The organism is Agromyces sp. Y575, from assembly GCF_059445445.1.
In genome coordinates, this window is the sequence record NZ_JCAIUI010000001.1 from 420,828 (window position 1) to 434,087 (window position 13,260).

General features: G+C 66.7%; 14 protein-coding genes, 1 tRNA gene and 1 other RNA gene. 7 read left to right on the top strand and 9 right to left on the bottom strand.

Annotated elements, in window-relative coordinates; translation table 11 throughout:
* Positions 1-47 precede the first annotated feature (47 nt).
* Positions 48-3,062, bottom strand: a complete 3,015-nt coding sequence (locus AC1C2U_RS02100; RefSeq protein ID WP_495360066.1) for a bifunctional [glutamine synthetase] adenylyltransferase/[glutamine synthetase]-adenylyl-L-tyrosine phosphorylase — start codon at positions 3,060-3,062, stop codon at positions 48-50.
* An 11-nt stretch (positions 3,063-3,073) separates the two neighbouring features.
* On the bottom strand, positions 3,074-4,411 hold the full coding sequence (locus AC1C2U_RS02105; protein WP_495360067.1) for a glutamine synthetase family protein: 1,338 nt from the start codon (positions 4,409-4,411) through the stop codon (positions 3,074-3,076).
* An 88-nt stretch (positions 4,412-4,499) separates the two neighbouring features.
* Here AC1C2U_RS02105 and panB point away from each other — a divergent pair, with 88 nt between their 5' ends.
* Complete coding sequence (panB, locus tag AC1C2U_RS02110; protein ID WP_495360068.1) at positions 4,500-5,384, top strand: 3-methyl-2-oxobutanoate hydroxymethyltransferase; 885 nt, start codon at positions 4,500-4,502, stop codon at positions 5,382-5,384.
* A 57-nt stretch (positions 5,385-5,441) separates the two neighbouring features.
* Here panB and AC1C2U_RS02115 read toward each other — a convergent pair whose 3' ends face one another.
* A complete protein-coding gene (locus tag AC1C2U_RS02115; RefSeq protein ID WP_495360069.1) occupies positions 5,442-5,627 on the bottom strand; it encodes an SPOR domain-containing protein in 186 nt (61 codons plus the stop codon).
* Positions 5,628-5,638: 11 nt separating this feature from the next.
* Between AC1C2U_RS02115 and map the strand changes: the two genes are divergently transcribed.
* Together map and ppgK are read left to right on the top strand one after the other, a co-directional pair.
* Entirely contained in the window at positions 5,639-6,502 is an 864-nt protein-coding gene (gene map, locus AC1C2U_RS02120) for a type I methionyl aminopeptidase (protein ID WP_495360070.1), read from the top strand.
* Between the two features lie 35 nt (positions 6,503-6,537).
* Positions 6,538-7,290 (top strand): polyphosphate--glucose phosphotransferase, encoded by a 753-nt coding sequence (gene ppgK, locus AC1C2U_RS02125; protein ID WP_495360071.1) that lies wholly within the window; start codon positions 6,538-6,540, stop codon positions 7,288-7,290.
* Positions 7,291-7,329: 39 nt separating this feature from the next.
* Here ppgK and rnpB read toward each other — a convergent pair.
* The 3 genes from rnpB to AC1C2U_RS02140 all read right to left on the bottom strand — a co-directional run bounded on the left by rnpB (position 7,330) and on the right by AC1C2U_RS02140 (position 9,403).
* An RNA gene (rnpB, locus tag AC1C2U_RS02130) (RNase P RNA component class A) lies at positions 7,330-7,707 on the bottom strand.
* Between the two features lie 87 nt (positions 7,708-7,794).
* Positions 7,795-8,532: a zinc ribbon domain-containing protein gene (locus AC1C2U_RS02135; protein ID WP_495360072.1), complete on the bottom strand. Its 738-nt coding sequence runs from the start codon at positions 8,530-8,532 to the stop codon at positions 7,795-7,797.
* Between the two features lie 52 nt (positions 8,533-8,584).
* Positions 8,585-9,403, bottom strand: coding sequence for a Nif3-like dinuclear metal center hexameric protein (locus AC1C2U_RS02140; RefSeq protein ID WP_495360073.1), 819 nt, complete (start codon positions 9,401-9,403; stop codon positions 8,585-8,587).
* A 414-nt stretch (positions 9,404-9,817) separates the two neighbouring features.
* Between AC1C2U_RS02140 and AC1C2U_RS02145 the strand changes: the two genes are divergently transcribed.
* The 3 genes from AC1C2U_RS02145 to AC1C2U_RS02155 all read left to right on the top strand — a co-directional run bounded on the left by AC1C2U_RS02145 (position 9,818) and on the right by AC1C2U_RS02155 (position 11,170).
* The gene (locus AC1C2U_RS02145) at positions 9,818-10,486 is read left to right on the top strand and encodes a helix-turn-helix transcriptional regulator (protein ID WP_495360074.1); all 669 of its coding nucleotides are present in this window, start codon (positions 9,818-9,820) and stop codon (positions 10,484-10,486) included.
* A gap of 130 nt (positions 10,487-10,616) precedes the next feature.
* Complete coding sequence (locus AC1C2U_RS02150; protein WP_495360075.1) at positions 10,617-10,931, top strand: ArsR/SmtB family transcription factor; 315 nt, start codon at positions 10,617-10,619, stop codon at positions 10,929-10,931.
* The gene (locus tag AC1C2U_RS02155; protein ID WP_495360076.1) at positions 10,928-11,170 is read left to right on the top strand and encodes a hypothetical protein; all 243 of its coding nucleotides are present in this window, start codon (positions 10,928-10,930) and stop codon (positions 11,168-11,170) included. The genes AC1C2U_RS02150 and AC1C2U_RS02155 overlap by 4 nt, the downstream gene beginning before the upstream one ends.
* A gap of 56 nt (positions 11,171-11,226) precedes the next feature.
* Here AC1C2U_RS02155 and AC1C2U_RS02160 read toward each other — a convergent pair whose 3' ends face one another.
* Positions 11,227-11,544: a transcriptional regulator gene (locus AC1C2U_RS02160; RefSeq protein WP_495360077.1), complete on the bottom strand. Its 318-nt coding sequence runs from the start codon at positions 11,542-11,544 to the stop codon at positions 11,227-11,229.
* A gap of 343 nt (positions 11,545-11,887) precedes the next feature.
* Positions 11,888-11,960: transfer RNA gene (locus AC1C2U_RS02165), tRNA-Val, on the bottom strand.
* 54 nt (positions 11,961-12,014) lie between these two features.
* Between AC1C2U_RS02165 and AC1C2U_RS02170 the strand changes: the two genes are divergently transcribed.
* Positions 12,015-12,716 carry a hypothetical protein gene (locus AC1C2U_RS02170; RefSeq protein WP_495360078.1) on the top strand — a complete coding sequence of 234 codons (702 nt, stop codon included), beginning with the start codon at positions 12,015-12,017 and terminating at the stop codon, positions 12,714-12,716.
* 37 nt (positions 12,717-12,753) lie between these two features.
* Here AC1C2U_RS02170 and AC1C2U_RS02175 read toward each other — a convergent pair whose 3' ends face one another.
* Positions 12,754-13,209, bottom strand: coding sequence for a peroxiredoxin (locus AC1C2U_RS02175; RefSeq protein ID WP_495360079.1), 456 nt, complete (start codon positions 13,207-13,209; stop codon positions 12,754-12,756).
* Positions 13,210-13,260 lie beyond the last annotated feature (51 nt).

Genomic DNA, 13,260 nt, shown 5'->3' on the forward strand with positions numbered 1-13,260 from the left:
GGGCCCATTCGCCGTTCACAGGTTCGGTCGAGGCAAAGCCGAACACCTCACCCGGAGGTGGGTTCTCGCCGCACCTCGATGCCGTAGAAACCACGATCGAACACGGCCCGCGCGCGGCGCGTGACGTGGAGGTAATCCTGTTCGAGCTGCGTCGCCGAACCGGGCGGGTAGCCCATGATGCGGGCGACACCCTCGAGCTGCGACCGCTCGACCGGCAGCACGTCAGTGGTGCGATCGAGCCACAAGGTGAGCGCAGAGCGCGCTCGCGAGGCGAACACCCAGGCTGCGCGAAGCGTTTCAGCGTCGGATGCCTCGACGAGGTCGTACTCGACGGCGGCCGCCAAAGCGTCAAGCGTCGAGGTCGTGCGGAGCGCTGGAACTTCGGCGGCGTGTTGCAGTTGCACGAGCTGCACGAACCACTCCACGTCGGAGAGGGAACCTCGCCCGAGTTTGAGGTGCCGGGTCGGGTCGGCGCCCTGCGGCAGCCGCTCGTTCTCGACGCGTGCCTTGATGCGCTTCACCTCTCGCACATCGTGCTCGCTGATCGAGACCGGGTATCGCACGGTGTCGGCGAGTTCCGTGAACGCATCGACCAGCCCACGGTCGCCAGCGACGCCTCTGGCCCGCAGCAGCGCTTGCGCCTCCCACGTCAGCGACCACCTCGCGTAGTACGCGCGGTACGCGTCGAGTGAGCGGGCGACGACCCCGTTTCGTCCCTCAGGGCGCAGATCGGCATCGAGATCGAACGGCAGGCGCGCGTCTTCGCTGAGGCGCACGAGCTCGGCGACGACGCGCAGCGCCCGCGAATGCGCGGCGTCGGCCGCGGCATCCGTCGCCCGATAGACGTAGATGATGTCGGCGTCCGAGCCGATGCCCAGTTCGCGCCCGCCGAACCGCCCCATGCCGATGACAGCGAACTCGATGCCGTCGGGCTCGGGAGCCCTGATGGCCGCAACGAGTGCAGCGATGTGGTTCTCGGTCACGTCGCTCAACCCGTGCCCGAGCTCCTCGACGGTGCAGACGTCGAGGATGGCGGACAGCGCCAGCCGCAGCACCTCACGGCGCCGGATGGCACGGAAGATCTTCGCGGCGGCATCGGGCTGCTCGTGCCGTCGGAGCACCGCGCGAGTCTCGTCTTCGAGCGCCGAGAGCGACCGAGGGCGCAACTCGTCGATGTCTTCGAGCCAGGCGACCGCCTCGGGGCTGCGCTCGAGCAGCTCTGCCGCGAAGCGGGAGCCGGTCAGCACCCTCGTCAATCGGAGCGCAGCGTCTGACGAGTCGCGGAGCAGCCGCAGATACCAGTGCGTGGTGCCGAGGGTGTCGCTCAGGCGGCGGAACGACAACAGCCCGAAGTCGGGGTCCGTTCCATCGGCGAACCAGGAGATCAGCACCGGCATCAAGTGCCGCTGGATCTGCGCGCGCCTCGACACACCGGTGGTGAGCGCGGCGATGTGCGCAAGCGCTCCCCGCGGGTCGCGGAAACCGATCGCCGCCAGACGTGCCTCAGCCTGGTCGCTCGTGAGCCCGAGACCGGATGCTGGCAACGCCGCGACCGCCGAGAGCAGGGGGCGGTAGAAGAGGCGTTCGTGCAGGCCGCGCACCCGTTGACGGGTGCTCTGCCACACCGTCGTGAGTTCACCGGCGGTACGACCGAGACCGGAGGCGCGCGCGAGTACTCGGAGCCGATGCTCGTCGCGAGGCATGAGGTGGGTGCGACGAAGCCGTTCGAGCTGCACGCGGTGCTCGAGCACCCGCAGCACCCGGTAGTCGCGGGCGAACTCCGCCGCCTCCTCCCGCCCGACGTAGCCGCGCTCTGCGAGAGCTGCGAGGGCGGGCAGGGTGCCGCCCTGACGGATGCCGTCGTCGGTCGCGCCATGCACGAGTTGCAGCAACTGCACGGTGAACTCGATGTCACGGATGCCGCCGGGCCCGAGCTTGATCTGCACGTCGACTTCATCGGCCGGGATGTGCTGGGTGACCCGCTCGCGCATGGCCTGCACCGACTCGACGAAGCCCTCGCGGCTGGAGCTCGTCCACACCTTCGGCGCGACGCCATCGGCGTAGCGGCGTCCGAGGTCGTGGTCGCCGGCGAGTGGACGGGCTTTCAGGAGGGCCTGGAACTCCCAGTTCTTCGCCCAACGCTCGTAGTACTGCAGGTGCGACTCGAGCGTGCGCACGAGCGCACCGTCTTTACCTTCGGGCCGGAGGTTCGGGTCCACCTCCCACAGCGGTGGCTCGATACCGGGCTCGCCGATGATGCGCATCGTGAGCATCGCGAGACGTGTCGCGATCTCGAGGGCTCGTGGCGTGGAGACGACGGTCTCGTCGGAAGATTCAGCGACGAAGATCACGTCGACATCGCTGACATAGTTGAGCTCGCGGGCGCCTGCCTTGCCCATGCCGATGATCGCGAGCCGAGTCGCCTCGACCTCGGCTGCGAGATACAGACCGGGCGCCGCAGTCGCACCGGAATCGCGAGTGATCACGCGCCGAGCGGCTTCGAGCGCGGCGTCGAGGGTCGCCCCAGCGAGATCGGCGAGCCCAGCAGCGACGACCTCGACAACGTCGACCGGGTTGCTCCGTGTGAGGTCGAACACGGCGATGTCGGCGAGCAACCGGCGATACCGGATGCGGATGGCGCTGGCAGCGGCCTCGGAGTCGCCGGGTGCGATCGAGACCTCGTCGAGCGCGGCGAGCAGCGATGCTCGTGCGTCGTCGACGCTCGGCGGTGAGATCGGCACCTGTTCGAAGACGGTGAGCTCCGCGGGGTGTCGCAACATGAACTCGGCGAAACCGCGCGACGCGCCGATGAGCCGCGCCAGGCGCGCGGCGGCACTCTCGTGCGCGAGCACCGCCGCGAGCTCGGCCGGAGCCTGCTCATGGAGTCGTTGCACGACCGCGAGCGCCTCGTCGGGATCGGCGGCTTGGGCGAAGAGGTCGAGCAGTCGCTCGACGTCGATTCCCGTCTCGAGCGAGAGCCCCGCGAGTGCAGTCGCAGCGCCGTCGAGGTCGGCGAAGCCCGCACGAGCGACTCTTCCGAGCGTGGGAGTCTGCCGAGACATCCGCTGCGAGGTCAGAGGATCTCGAGGTTGCGCTGCAACTCGAACGGCGTGACCTGCGAACGGTAGTCGCGCCACTCGGCGCGCTTGTTCGCCAGCACGTAGTTGAAGACCTGCTCGCCCAGCGTCTCGGCGACGAGCTCGGACTCCTCCATGCGCTGGATCGCGTGGTCGAGGCTCGCCGGAAGCGAGTCGTAACCGAGCGCCCTGCGCTCGCGGTCGGTGAGGGCCCACACGTCGTCTTCGGCCTCGGGAGGAAGGTCGTACTCCTCTTCGATGCCCTTCATGCCCGCAGCGAGCAACAGCGAGAATGCGAGGTAGGGGTTGGCCGCCGAATCGATTGCACGGTACTCGACCCTTGCGCTCTGGCCCTTGTTCGGCTTGTAGAGCGGCACCCGCACGAGCGCGGATCGGTTGTTGTGGCCCCAGCACACGAAGCTCGGCGCCTCGTCGCCGCCCCAGAGTCGCTTGTAGGAGTTCACGAACTGGTTGGTGACGGCGGAGATCTCACCGGAGTGGCGAAGTAGGCCCGCGATGAACTGCCGGCCGATCTTCGACAGCTGGTACTGCGAGCCGGCCTCGTAGAAGGCGTTCGCATCGCCCTCGAAGAGCGAGAGGTGCGTGTGCATGCCGGAGCCCGGGTATTGCGAGAACGGCTTCGGCATGAATGTCGCGTAGACGCCCTGCTCGATCGCGACCTCTTTGATCACCGTGCGGAACGTCATGATGTTGTCGGCGGTGGTGAGCGCGTCTGCGTAACGCAAGTCGATCTCGTTCTGCCCTGGGCCGGCCTCGTGGTGGCTGAATTCAACCGAGATGCCGAGGTCTTCGAGCATTCGCACCGAACGGCGACGGAAGTCGTGGGCCGTGCCGCCTGGAACGTTGTCGAAGTAGCCGGCCGAGTCGACGGGCTCGGGGCCCGCTTCGCCGTACTTCGACGACTTCAGCAGGTAGAACTCGATCTCGGGATGCGTGTAGAACGTGAATCCACGGTCGGCAGCACGTGCGAGGGTGCGTTTCAGCACATTGCGCGGGTCGGACACCGCCGGTTCGCCGTCGGGCGTCGTGATGTCGCAGAACATGCGCGCGGTCGGATCGATGTCACCGCGCCACGGCAGCGTTTGGAACGTCGTGGGATCGGGGTAGGCGAGGAGGTCGGACTCGAACGTGCGGGTGAGACCTTCGATGGCCGAACCGTCGAACCCGATGCCCTCGGTGAACGCACCCTCGACCTCAGCGGGGGCGATGGCCACCGACTTCAGGGTGCCGACGACGTCGGTGAACCAGAGCCTGACGAACTTGACCCCTCGCTCCTCGATCGTGCGAAGTACGAAGTCGCGCTGCTTATCCATCCACACCCTCTCTCGCACCTCTCAGCGTACTGGCTCGCACGCGCCCACGAGAGCGGGAGCGGGTACCGCGTATGCCAGACTTGGCCCCATGTCAGGCGAGCTTCAGACCGCAGCATCCGACTCCTCGGCCGGCGCCGAGCAGAACCCCTACAGCGGCGGCGCCGCAACCGGAGGGCCGAAGCGCGTGCGCACCCGGCACTTCCAGAACGCCAAACGTGACGGCATCAAGATCACGGGCCTGACGAGCTACGACCAGCTCACTGCCCGCATCTTCGACGAGGCCGGCATCGACTTCCTCCTGGTCGGCGACTCGGCGGGCAACAACGTCTTCGGCTACGAGACGACACTGCCGGTCACGGTCGACGAGCTCATCCCCCTCACCCGAGCGGTCGCAGGTGCCGTCAAACGCGCCTTCGTCGTGGCCGACATGCCCTTCGGCTCCTACGAGAACGGCCCCGAAGACGCGCTGCACACCGCGGTTCGGTTCATGAAAGAGACCGGCGCGCACGCCGTGAAGCTCGAAGGCGGTGAGCGCAGCCACAAGCAGATCCGTCGCATCGTCGGCGCCGGCATCCCCGTCATGGCGCACATCGGCTACACGCCGCAGAGTGAGCACGGCCTCGGCGGTCACGTGATCCAAGGGCGCGGCGAAGGGGTCAAGCAACTCCTCGCCGACGCAAAGGCCGTGCAAGAGGCGGGCGCGTTCGCCGTCGTGCTCGAGATGGTGCCGGCTGATGCCGCGCGTCAGGTGACCGAACTCCTCGAAATCCCGACCATCAGCGTCGGCGGGGGGCCCCACACCGACGGTCAATTGCTCGTCTGGACAGACTGGGCCGGACTCACAATCGGTCGGGTGCCGAAGTTCGTGAAGCAGTACGCCGACCTCTCGGGCATTCTCAGCGCAGCCGCGAAAGAATGGCGTACCGACGTCGAGTCGGGCGTCTACCCGAGCGCCGAGCACTCGTACGAGTAGCGCGCTCCCTGAGCTTGTCGAGCTCCCTGAGCTTGTCGAAGGGAGCTCGCGGCCGGGTCAGTCTTCCGCGGCTTCTTCCTCGGCCCACTTCGCGCTGTTCGCGCGCAGGATGTCGAGCGCCCGCTCCGCCTCGGCGCGAGTCTCGAACGGACCCACCCGATCGGTCGACGGCGACTCGAATCCCTGCTCCACTTCACCGGTGCGCAGGTTGTACCAGAACAGGTGTTCGACATCCTCGGCCATAGGCTGATCCTATGCCCAAGGACGCTTCCGGCCACCTGATTCCCGGCCGCTTGTCGCCGACGCGAACCGTGCCCGCCTCGATCGCACGCCCCGAGTACGTCGGAAGGCGGAAGCCGGCACCCTACTCGGGTGGCGACCGTTACTCCCCCGAGGAAGTCGAACGCGTTCGTGCCGCCGGACGGGTCGCCGCAGGCGCCATCGAGGCGGCGTCGGCCGCGATCAGGCCCGGCGTGACAACCGAAGAGCTCGACCGCATCGTGCATGAGCACGTCGTTGCGCACGGCGCATATCCGTCGACGCTCGGCTACCGCGGATACCCGAAGTCCTCCTGCACCTCGGTCAACGAGGTCATCTGCCACGGCATCCCCGACGACACCGTGCTCACCGACGGCGACCTCGTCAACATCGATGTCACCGCCTACCTCGATGGCATGCACGGGGATCTCAATCACAGCTTCTTGGTCGGCGAGGCGAGCGACGAGGCCGCGCAGCTCGTCGAGCGCACCAGGGAGGCGCTTCGCCGAGGCATCCGTGCCGTCGCACCGGGTCGACAGGTCAACGTCATCGGACGCGCGATCGAGGCATACGCGAAGCGCTTCGGCTACGGGGTGGTGCGCGACTACACGGGCCATGGGGTCGGTCGCGCATTCCACTCCGGACTGATCGTCCCCCACTACGACGCGCCGGAGCACGACACGGTCATCGAGCCCGGCATGGTGTTCACGATCGAACCGATGCTGACCATCGGCGCGATCGAATGGGATCTGTGGCCAGACGAGTGGACCGTCGTCACGCGCGACCGCTCACTCACCGCCCAGTTCGAGCACACCCTCGTCGTCACCGAACGAGGTGCCGAGATCCTGACCCTCCCCTGATCGTCACTCGTGCAGCTCGCGATAGTGTGGCGCATATGGCCTCTGAGCACGCGATCGGCATCGACATCGGCGGCACCGGCATCAAGAGCGCGGTCGTCGACCTCGACACGGGGCAGCTCGTCTCCGACCGTCGCAAGGTGCCCACACCTGAGGGTGGTCGCCCTGCAGACATCCTCACTGCCACGGGCGAACTGCTCGACGGACTCTCCGACGGGTTCGGCGACGCTCTCCCTCTCGGTGTGTGCTTTCCGTCGATCGTCAAGCATGGCCGCACGCTCTCAGCGGCCAATATCTCGCGCGAGTGGATCGGCTTGCCGGCCGAGCAGCTCTTCGAGGACGCCTTCGGTCGCGAGATCCATTTCATCAATGATGCGGATGCCGCGGGGTACGCAGAATCCCGCTATGGGGCCGCGGTCGGCGCTGACGGGCTCGTGATCCTGACGACCCTCGGCACCGGTATCGGCTCGGCATTCCTCTACGACGGTGTGCTCCTGCCCAACACCGAACTCGGCCACATGGAGGTCGACGGGGTGCAAGCTGAGAAGCGTGCCGCCTACTCGGCGATGGAACGGGAGTCGCTCAGCTGGGAGGAGTGGGCTGCCCGACTGCAACGCTTCTATGCGGCCGTCGAATTCCTGTTCTCACCAGACTTGTTCGTCGTCGGCGGCGGCGTCTCGAAGCACCATGCCCAGTTCCTGCCGCTGCTCGATCTCCAGACGCCCATCGTTCCGGCGGTGCACCGCAACAACGCGGGCATTCTCGGGGCTGCGTCGCTCGCCGCGCACTGAGGCTCGCGTTCGCATTCGTCGCTCGACGATGCCGGGGTGTGAGTGGGCCGGCTGATACGCCGGGTTCTGTTCACCGGGCGCTTGCGCGACACCGGCTGGACGGCCATCTCTCTCGGGACTACGTTGCCGCAGCCCTCCAGCGGTCTACCCGGGAACGGGGCGGGCAGCCCCATCGTTCCCTGTCTGACTTTGCTCCGGACGAGGTTTACCGAGCCGACCGCGTCACCGCGGCCGCTGGTGGGCTCTTACCCCACCGTTTCACCCTTACCTGGTGCTTGCGCACCCGGCGGTCTGCTTTCTGTGGCACTGTCTCGCGGGTTACCCCGGGTGGGTGTTACCCACCGTCCTGCCCTGTGGAGCCCGGACGTTCCTCGGCGCACGATCGAAACCGTGCGACGCGACCGTCTTGCCGACCCACTCGCACCACGAGTCTACCGTTGGCCGCCGCTCACGGATCGCCGAGGCATCCGCACCCGATGCAGACCGTCTCGAACTGCGGCTCGGTCAGAGACCCGACTCTTCGGTGCGCACCAGGATGCGATCGCACTCGGGGCACTGCACGACATCGTCGGGGGCGGCACGGCGCACCGCCTCGAGATCGGAGCCGGTCAGCGTCATACCGCAGCCACCGCAGGTGCGCGCCTGAAGCAACGCGGCTCCGACTCCCCCGCCGCGCACTCGACGCTGCTCGTAGAAGGCGAGCAGCGGCTCGGCGATGCCGCCGGCGACGACCCCGCGATCACGCTCCGTCTGCTCGCGCTCGACAGCGAGCCCTCCGGCGGCTTCATCTCGTTCGGCCTCGAGCTTCGCCACATCGGCGTCGATCGCCGCGCGCTGCAGATCGATGCTCGAGACGGCCACCTCTGCTTCTTCGACCCGCTCCATCACGACGAGTTCCTGCTCTTCGAGATCGCTCAAGCGACGCCGTAGCGATGCGAGTTCGGACTCGAGCGCCGAGACGTCTTTCACCGACGAGGTGTGCTGCAGCCGGTCGCCGTCGCGCGCGATCCTCGCCTCGACCACACTGACGTCGGATTCGAGGCGCTTCAGCTCCATGCGGGCGTCTTCGAGCGCGCCGATCGCTTCGGCCCGCGTGCCGCGCACCGCCAGGTCATGAGCCGCGAGTTCGGCGAGGGGCCCAGCCTGCGGCAAGGTGGCGAGCCGGTGGGCGAGTTGCGTCAACCGGGTGTCGAGGGATTGGAGCCGCAGCAGCTGTTCTTGTTCGGCGGGGCTGGCCTTCACGTGGTGCTCCTCGTGGGATCGGGTCGTCGGAGAGGACGGTGGTGGTGCTGGTTCACTGCACGATCTGGAAGTCCCAGGGGTCGGTGCGGAGTTCGGAGACGATGACGGTGAGCTCGGGATGCGCGGCGCGCAGCTGCTCGGCTGCAGTATCGAGCCAGAGCCACTCGCTCGCCCAATGCGAGACGTCGAGTAGGGCGGGCCCACCGGTGAGCTTGGCCTGCTCGCGCGCCTCTGAGGCCGGATGGTGGCGCAAGTCTGCGGTGATGTAGGCGTCGGCCGCTTGCACCGCAGGGTCGCCGAGCAGCGAATCGCCGGCACCGCCGCACACGGCGACTATTTCGACCTGATCGTCGAATCCGCCGGCGACGCGCACGCCGGTCGCAGTCGGTGGGAGGATCTCGGCGAGCCGTCTGGCCAATCGGCCGACAGTGGTGGCCTCGGGCAGCCGCCCGATACGGCCGAGCCCAGAAGCTGGATCGGCCGACGGAACGATGGGGGTCGTCTCGACGAGTCCAAGTCGTTCGGCGAGCACAGCCGAGGTACCCGCGTCGACGACGTCGGCGTTCGTGTGCGCGGTGACGAGCGCGCAGTCGGCTCGGATCAACCGCGCGAGGAGCGAACCCTTGTAGCGGTCTTCGGCGACCGAGGTCACCCCGCGCAGGAGCAGCGGGTGGTGGGCGATGATGAGGTCCGCGTGCTCGGCGAGCGCCTCGTCGATGGTCTCGGCAACCGCGTCGACGGTCAGAACGACGCGGCGCACCGCAGCAGCGGGATCGCCGGCCACGAGCCCCGGGGCATCCCACGATTCGGCACCCGCGATCGGCCAGAGACGATCGATCGTCGTCAGGAGGTCGGCGAGGATGGCGGTCACTCGCTCAGCCTACCTTCGCGGTCGACGCTGGCACCGCGCGGTCGTCACCGCACAGCGCGGCTGCCTGAGATGTCGGTCGGATCAGGCGCCCCATGCTGCGTAGCCGCGAGAGGTCCGGTGGAACTGCCTGTCTCGAGGCCAATGCCGTCTCCGGTGCTCACAGCTCCTCCAGCGGCATACGCTCGTCGGCAAGGCGTTGCGGATCGACCCGATTGTTTGGCCGCCGTGGCGCCGGCCAGGCCGGCACCGACGATCACGAAGTTCGCCGTTTTACTCATGATCACCAGTTTTCCGTGCGACTCGATCGCAGCCCTGCTCCCGACTGTAGGAGCGGTGATTTCTTAAGACAATGCTGCTTGTTTTAGATCCTGCTCTTCAATCGAAAACTACTGTTTTAGAGATATCATGTCGCGTATGGATGACCCCACGCGGCACGACGATCTCGTTGCCATCGCTTCGATCGCGGACCCGCAGCGGCGGGCGCTGCTCGAGTTCGTAGCGCGGCATGCAGAGCCCGTCGGGCGAGACGAGGCGGCCAGGGCCCTCGGCATGGCGCGCGGAACCGCGGCGTTCCACCTCGACCGACTCGTCGAGGCCGGTCTGCTCGTTGCCGAGTTCCACCGACGCAACGGCAGATCCGGCCCAGGTGCCGGGCGCCCCGCGAAGCTCTATCGCCCGGTCCCCCGTGAACTCGTGGTCTCGGTGCCCGAGCGTCACTACGACGTCGCCGCCGAACTCCTGACTCGCGCCGTGGAGGAATCCGACCGCACGGGAGAACCCATCCGACCGACGCTCGAGCGAGTCTCGACCGAACTCGGTCGAGCGCTCGGAGCGGCCTCCGACTCGATGGCCGACGTGCTGCAGCGCCTCGGCTACGAACCGATCGACGACGGTGACGGCGGGATGCTGCTGACGAACTGTCCTTTCCACAGAGTGGCGCAGAACCACACCGCCACAATCTGCGGTGCGAACACGGCGCTCCTGCGTGGCGCAGCCGAGGGCGCCGGCGAGGCGTGCCGTGTGGCCCTCGAGCCTCGCGACAGTCATTGCTGTGTCCGACTCGTCGCCGACGCCGCGCACTGAAGCACTCGGATGCCTTGAGAGGAAGGCTGCCGCCTTCGGCGATCGCAGTGACATCGGAGCCGCGGCCCGATCGATGACTTGCGCAAATCCTGCATGTGCAATATTTTTATTACATGTGCAGGATTCACGCGTGAACGCCGAGGAGCTGAGTGCCACGCTCGCAGCAATCGCGAGTCCGCAGCGCATGCGCATCATCACGATCCTCTCGACGGAAACACTCCACGTGAGTGAACTCGCCCGGCGGATGGGAATGTCCCGCGCGCTGCTCTACATGCACCTCACCAAGCTCGAAGAGACCGGATTCGTGACCGGGCATCTCGAGATGTCCGACGACGGCAAAGCACTCAAGCTCTTCGAGCTGCTTCCGTTCACTCTCACACTCACCGCGGAAACGCTCGCAGAAGCCATCGCCGCACAACAGGAAAGCGAGAACAAACGACCATGAACGAGGATATTCCAACCGTCTATCTCCTGGTCCCCTTCATCTTGCTGGTGTTCGGTTTCGTCTACATAATCATCCGCACGTCCTTGAAATCGAAGGAGCGGATCGCGCAGGGCAGCTCGGACCTCACCGAGGCTCTCGCGACGAGTACAGCCGCGAACACGGCGATCGCTGAACACCTCGACCGCATCGATGCCCGCCTGGCCGCCATCGAGAAGACGCTCAACGACGTCCCGTCCTAGGGTTCGACGCCGAGTCGGCCTGAGAACGTCTCGAGACTCGAACAGGAACGGTCACTCTAGGTGGTGTCGTTCGTGTCGAGCATTCCGTCGGTGATCGCGTGCAGGGCGAACAGGTGATCATGGTACGCCCGATGGCCTTTGGCGGTGGTTCTGACCCAGGTCCGTGGCCTATTGCCGACGTAGCCTTTCGTGACTTTGACGTACCCGGCGCGCTCCAGGTGCGCGACGGCCTTGCTCACGATGGAGTCGTCGGTCTTCAGTAGTTCGCGAAGGGTACGGAAATCAAGTTCGTTTTCCTTCCCGAGCGCGGCCATGAGAGAAAGGCGGATCGGGGTCTGGAACGCATCGTCCAGACGGTGTCTCGGATGGGTCACCCTCCCGCCTCCGAGTAGCGTCGCGCGCGGATTGGCAGGAGTGCCGCGATGACCATGATGGCAGCTGCAATCACGCCGAGAGCGACCGCGACCCATGCGGTGATCCAGTCCGTGCGTACCAGCAACGCAACCCAATGGATTGGACCCCACTCGAACCCGGTTCGCGCCGCGATGGCTGGCTGGTTCTACTTTCCATTTGGCAAGTACATGCAGATAGGCAGGCAGTGGCGACAAGCTCCTCGCCGCGCGCTTCGCCACGATCGCCGAGGGAGCACGAAGCGAGGGGACGAAACTCGACACGATGCATCATGCGATGTCACCTGTTCCGTAAAGGAACTTAGGGTGGGCCCTGCCGGGCTCGAACCGACGACATCCACGGTGTAAACGTGGCGCTCTACCAACTGAGCTAAAGGCCCGCGACCGCGCGCGGCGCACGCCAATGCTATCGCGGGATGCCTAGACTCGCGGCCATGGAGCCGATGCAGCAGCATCCGAGCCGGAGCACGCCGACGGAACATCGATGGCCCTCCGTCGTCGCACTCGTCGTCGCGTTGGCCCTGTATGCAGGACTGCCGAACGACTTCCTCGGTGCGCAGCGATTCACCGTCGTGGTCTTCGGTGCGGCGCTGCTCATTCCACTCATCATCACGAACCCGCACCGCCTCACGCGCCGCTCGACATTCACGACGTGGGCGTCGATCACCCTCGCCTGCGGACTCGTACTCAGCAACCAGCTCACGATCGCGCTCCTACTCATCAAGCTCGCCGGAGGCCGCGCGGACGACGCGCACGGGCTTCTCCTCGCTGCGGTACAGGTCTGGGTCGCGAACGTCATCGGGTTCACACTGCTGTACTGGGAGCTCGACCGCGGCGGCCCGGTGATGCGCACCATGGAGGCTCGCGCCGATCTGCCGCCCGCCGACTTCCGGTTCCCACAAGACGAAGACGATGACGCCGTCAGCGAGGTCGCGGCCCGATCGTCGGTCGTGCACGACTGGATGCCGCGGTTCGTCGACTACTTCTACTCGGCGCTGTCGAACTCGATGGCGTTCAGCGCCACCGACGCCATGCCGTTGTCGCCGCGGTTCAAGCTCCTCATGGCACTCCAGGCGTTCGGCGGCTTCCTGATCCTCGCCCTCGTCATCGCCCGGTCGGTCAACATCCTCGCGTGAAGCCCGGCGTCAAGCGAGCGGATGGCGCAGACCCGGCTCAGAGCGCCGAGAGCGCTTCCCGGTACTGCTCGAGCGAGCGAGCCTCACCGCGAGGGGTCGCGAAGCTCGCAGCGATGACACCATCGGCGTCGATCACGAACGTCGCACGCTCGGCCAGCCCGGCGGTGTCGTCGAACGCGCCGAACGACGACGCGACCGCTCCGTGCGGCCAGAAATCGGACAGCAGCGGGAAGCCGTACCCCTCGCGCTCCGCCCAGGCGCGCAGCGTGTGCTTCGAATCCACCGAGACGGCGAGGAGTGCGACATCCGGTTCATCGAACATGGCGATGTTGTCGCGCAACTCGCAGAGCTCACCGTGGCAGATGCCCGAGAACGCGAGCGGAAAGAACACTACGGTGACGGCCCGCCCACGGAATTCGGCGAGCTGAACGGGTTGGCCGAACTGGTTCACGAGGGCGAAATCGGGGGCCGGAGTGCCGGGGGCGAGAATCACGGGGCGGGTTCCTTTCGCGGGACGTCCGGTCGAACCGAGGCCTCAGCCTAG